Annotated in this window: 4 protein-coding genes; 2 read left to right on the top strand and 2 right to left on the bottom strand. The window is 68.3% G+C overall.

All coding sequences use genetic code 11. The features are described 5' to 3' along the window. Together TVH25_RS20875 and TVH25_RS20870 are read right to left on the bottom strand one after the other, a co-directional pair. Positions 1-448: biotin/lipoyl-containing protein (locus TVH25_RS20875; RefSeq protein ID WP_422425375.1), on the bottom strand; the 448-nt coding region annotated here is incomplete at its 3' end. A gap of 327 nt (positions 449-775) precedes the next feature. Beyond that, the gene (locus TVH25_RS20870) at positions 776-2,287 is read right to left on the bottom strand and encodes a leucyl aminopeptidase (protein WP_378529109.1); all 1,512 of its coding nucleotides are present in this window, start codon (positions 2,285-2,287) and stop codon (positions 776-778) included. Between the two features lie 87 nt (positions 2,288-2,374). Here TVH25_RS20870 and gcvT point away from each other — a divergent pair, with 87 nt between their 5' ends. After that, positions 2,375-3,475 carry a glycine cleavage system aminomethyltransferase GcvT gene (gene gcvT / locus TVH25_RS20865; protein WP_296550987.1) on the top strand — a complete coding sequence of 367 codons (1,101 nt, stop codon included), beginning with the start codon at positions 2,375-2,377 and terminating at the stop codon, positions 3,473-3,475. A gap of 33 nt (positions 3,476-3,508) precedes the next feature. Then, positions 3,509-4,615, top strand: a complete 1,107-nt coding sequence (locus TVH25_RS20860; protein WP_169620212.1) for a branched-chain amino acid aminotransferase — start codon at positions 3,509-3,511, stop codon at positions 4,613-4,615. Positions 4,616-4,688 lie beyond the last annotated feature (73 nt).

Below are 4,688 nucleotides of genomic sequence, written 5' to 3'. Positions count from 1 at the left end.
CAGCCTTGAGCCACCGGGTGACGGTGCCTTCGGTGACGGACTCGCCCAGTGCGGGCATGGTGACCGGGGTGCCTTCGCCGCTGCCACCGGACGACGCGGGAGCGGATTCCGCGGGAGCTTCCTCGGCGGCCGGTTCCTCGGCTGCGGGTTCCTCTGCGGGCTCTTCGGCTGCGGGCTCGTCGGCAGGAGCGGCGTCGTCGGACGACTCGCCGGCGTCACCGATTACAGCGAGTTCGCCGCCGATCTCGACCGTGTCGTCTTCCTGAGCGACGATCTTGACCAGGACGCCTGCAGCGGGCGAGGGGATCTCGGTGTCCACCTTGTCAGTGGAGACTTCGAGCAAGGGCTCGTCGACATCGACCGTGTCTCCTTCCTGCTTGAGCCATCGCGTGACAGTTCCCTCGGTGACGCTTTCACCAAGCGCTGGCATCTGGACGGAGAAGGCCATGTCTGTTGACTCCTCGACGGTTGTGTTCGTGTGTGTTGAGTTGTACCGACTCGTGGTCGACAACCATTGTGTGGTCGTCACCATTGTGCTCGAGGCCGGAGACTCGTGCGGGTGCTTCAGGGGTAGACGGACCGCTGCCCAAGCGAGGCATGGCCGTAACCATCCTTGCACTCATCGTCTCGGCGCGGTTGCAGAGGGGCAGCACCGTCTCACACCGCGGACAGTGCGCGCCCTGCTCGCAGCGCACGGTGGCGCTGGGAGCAGGGCGCGCCCGCAGTGCGGTCAGCCGTGCTCGGCAGTGTTGGTCAGCCGTGCTCGGCAGTGTGGTCAGCCGTGCTCGGCGATGTCCTCGATGACGGTGATCATCGTGCGTACCGGCACTCCGGTCCCGCCCTTGCCGACGTACCCGAAGGGGCCACCGGTGTTGAACGCCGGCCCCGCCACGTCGATGTGCGCCCACTGGACGCCCTCGGCGACGAATTCCTTCAGGAACAGGCCTGCGGCGAGCATGCCGCCCCACCGGTGCGGAGTGACGTTCGCGAGATCCGCGACCCGCGAGTCGAGGTCACGGCGAAGTTCCTCCGGCAGCGGCATCGGCCAGCCGTTCTCACCGATCTCCTGGGACAGCGCGGCAACCCGATCGCGGAACTCCTCGGTGCCCATCACACCGGGGGTGCGGTTGCCGAGGGCGACCATCTGCGCGCCGGTCAGCGTTGCGGTATCGATGAGGTAGTCGGGCCCGTCCTCGCACGCACGCACGATCGCGTCGGCGAGCACGAGACGGCCCTCCGCGTCGGTGTTGATGACTTCCACCGTCGTTCCGCCGTACTGGGTCAGCACGTCGCCCGGACGCTGCGCCGTCGAGGACGGCATGTTCTCGGCCATCGGAACGGTGGCGACGACGTCGGCAGCGACACCGAGCTTGGCGGCGAGCACCACGGTGGCGACGACGGCGGCGGCACCGGCCATGTCGGAGGTCATCGCTTCCATGCCGGCAGCGGGCTTGATGGAGATGCCGCCGGTGTCGAACGTGATGCCCTTGCCCACGAGGGCGATCTTCGGCGCCTTCCGCTTCTTCGCCGAGTACGACAACCGCACCAGACGCGGCGGCCGCGACGAGCCCTTGCCGACGCCGACGATCCCGCCGTAGCCCTGCTTCTCGAGGGCCTTCTCGTCGAGCACCTCCACCTTCAGCCCGGCAGCTTCACCCAGTGCCTTCGCGCGCTCGGCGAACTCGGCGGGGTAGAGGTGGCTCGGCGGGGTGTTCACGAATTCGCGGGCAGTCGCCACCGCCTCGGCGATTGCGGTCGCCCGGGCGAGAACGGCCTTGGCCGCCCGGTCGCGTACGGACGGAACGAGCAGTTCGATGCGGGTCGCGGGCCGCGCGTCGTCCTTCGGCGCCGACTTCGCGGAACGGAACTCGGTGAACGTGTAGGAACCCAGCGCGAAACCTTCGGCGGCGGCACCGAGATCGACCGACGACAGGGTGGTCGCGACGGTGGTGACACCGGTCAGCGCACGCGCTGCTGCACCGGCGGAACGACGGACCTGTTCGGCATCGATACGGTCCGCGGCTCCGAGGCCGACGGCGAGCACGCTCGCGACGGGAAGTCCGGCCGGCGCGGGCACCCGGGTGAGTTCTTCGCTTCGGCCCGTGGCGCCCACCGCCTGCAGGGTGTCGAGCAGTTCGCCGAGCACCGCTTCGTCGACAGGACCGTCGCCGAAGAGGATTTCGGGACCGTTGTCGGACGAGGTGAGTCCGATGACGAGAACGTCGGCTCGCTTGGATACCGAACCGGCGAGTGCGAGTTCGGGAAGTGCGGGGGTCGGTGTGCTCACAGGCAACTCCTAGGAAGCGGGGGTGATGGCTTCGATGCTAGTGACCACCGTCCGAACGGTCGCAGCGGTGGGATAGCGTCGTGCGACATGAGTGACGAGGAACTCCAGCAGGGGCCCATCCACGCCGTCCATGTCGAACTCGGCGCCACCTTCGCACCGTTCGGTGGCTGGGAGATGCCCGTCTCCTATGCCGGGACGGTCGCCGAGCACACCGCGGTCCGTGAGGCCGTGGGCCTGTTCGATGTCAGCCACCTGGGTAAAGCCCTGGTCCACGGCCCGGGCGCTGCCGCATTCGTGAACGCCGCGCTCACCAACGACCTCGCCAAGATCGGCCCCGGCAAGGCGCAGTACACCCTGTGCTGCACCGAGACCGGCGGTGTCACCGACGACCTCATCGTCTACTACGTCTCCGACGACGAACTGTTCCTCGTTCCCAATGCGGCGAACACCGCCGCGGTCGTCGAGGCGCTGTCCGCCGCGGCACCGGACGGGGTGACCGTCTCGAACCAGCATCGCGACTACGCGGTGTTCGCCGTGCAGGGACCGCGGGCCGAGGACGTGCTTGCCGGCCTCGGGCTGCCCACCGACATCGCCTACATGGGTTTCGTCGACGCCGACTACCAGGGCATGCCGGTGCGGGTGTGCCGCAGCGGCTACACCGGTGAGCGCGGATTCGAGGTGCTGCCCCGCTGGGACGACGCCGAGACGGTGTTTCGCGCGCTCGCGGCGTCCGTCCGCGACGCCGGTGGGCAGGTGGCAGGCCTCGGCGCTCGCGACACGCTGCGGACCGAGATGGGTTACGCACTGCACGGACACGAGTTGTCCGTCGACATCTCGCCCGTCCAGGCACGGGTGGGCTGGGCCGTCGGCTGGAAGAAGCCGCAGTTCTGGGGTCGCGAGGCGCTCCTCGCCGAGAAGGAATCCGGACCGGCACGGCGCCTGTGGGGTCTGCGGGCCGTCGACCGCGGGGTGTTGCGCCAGGGGCTGACCGTCTCCCGTGACGGCGTGCCCGTCGGGCAGACCACGTCCGGAACGTTCTCACCCACGCTCAAGATCGGTATCGCGCTCGCGCTTCTCGACACCGCCCCGGGAATCGCCGCCGGTGACGAGGTCACGGTGGACGTGCGGGGCCGGTCGTTGCGGGCCGAGGTCGTGAACCCGCCGTTCGTCGAGGACCACACGAAGTAGATTCGTTTCCGCTGATTGTTAGGATTGTCGTTCATGACAGGTGTCCTCGAATTCGTCCGCGTCCCGCATTCCTCACCCAGCTCTGCGGAGCGGCGACAGGAGATTCTGTCCGAGCCCGGATTCGGGCAGTACTTCACCGATCACATGGTGTCGATCACCTATACCGAAGGTGTCGGCTGGCACGACGCGAAGGTCGAGCCGTACGCCCCGATCCAGATCGATCCCGCTGCCATGGTGCTGCACTACGGCCAGGCGATCTTCGAAGGACTCAAGGCGTACCGGCAGGCGGACGGCAGCATCTCGTCGTTCCGGTTGAGTGCGAATGCGGCGCGGATGAACCGGTCCGCCGAGCGCCTGGCCATGCCGTACCTGCCGCCGGAGTTGTTCGAGAAGTCGGTCCGCGAACTGCTCGACGTCGACCACGAGTGGGTTCCCGCGGCGGGCGGGGAGGAGTCGCTGTATCTGCGGCCCTTCATGTTCGCGACCGAGCCTGCACTCGGCGTGCGGCCCGCCCACGAGTACCGATACCTCCTCATCGCCTCTCCCGCCGGCGCCTACTTCCCGCGCGGCGTGCGCCCGGTGAGCGTGTGGCTCTCGCGTGAATACGTGCGCGCCTCGCCCGGCGGCACGGGTGCTGCGAAGTTCGCCGGCAACTATGCGGCGTCGCTCGTCGCGCAGGCCCACGCCGCCGAGCAGGGTTGTGACCAGGTGGTGTGGCTCGACGCGATCGAACGCAAGTACGTCGAGGAGATGGGCGGGATGAACCTGTACTTCGTGTACGGGTCCGGCGCGGATGCGCGTCTCGTCACCCCGGAACTGTCGGGGTCGTTGCTGCCCGGCATCACCCGCGACTCGCTGCTGACTCTCGCCACGGATTCCGGTCTGGTCGTGGACGAACAGCGGATCAGCACCGACGAGTGGCGTGAGAAGGCCGCAAGCGGGGAGATCACCGAGGTGTTCGCGTGTGGAACCGCAGCCGTGATCACCCCGGTCGGCAGAATCAAGGACAAGGACGGCGAGTTCATCATCGGAGACGGCGAGCCGGGACCGGTGACGATGGCGCTGCGCGACACGCTGACCGGTATCCAGCGCGGCACGTTCGCCGACACGCACGGCTGGATGACGACGCTGCGCGCGTAGATCAGCCCGCAGAGATCTGCACCCGGAGAGGGTCGCGGCCCGTCCGCCCGGCGCCGGCGTGAGGGGTTAGGGC

It is taken from the genome of Rhodococcus sp. 7Tela_A2 (assembly GCF_049311045.1).
In the GTDB taxonomy this organism is placed as follows: Bacteria; Actinomycetota; Actinomycetes; order Mycobacteriales; family Mycobacteriaceae; genus Rhodococcus.
Note: the sequence above shows the minus strand (reverse complement) of the source record. Positions and strands in the feature narration are given on the sequence as shown.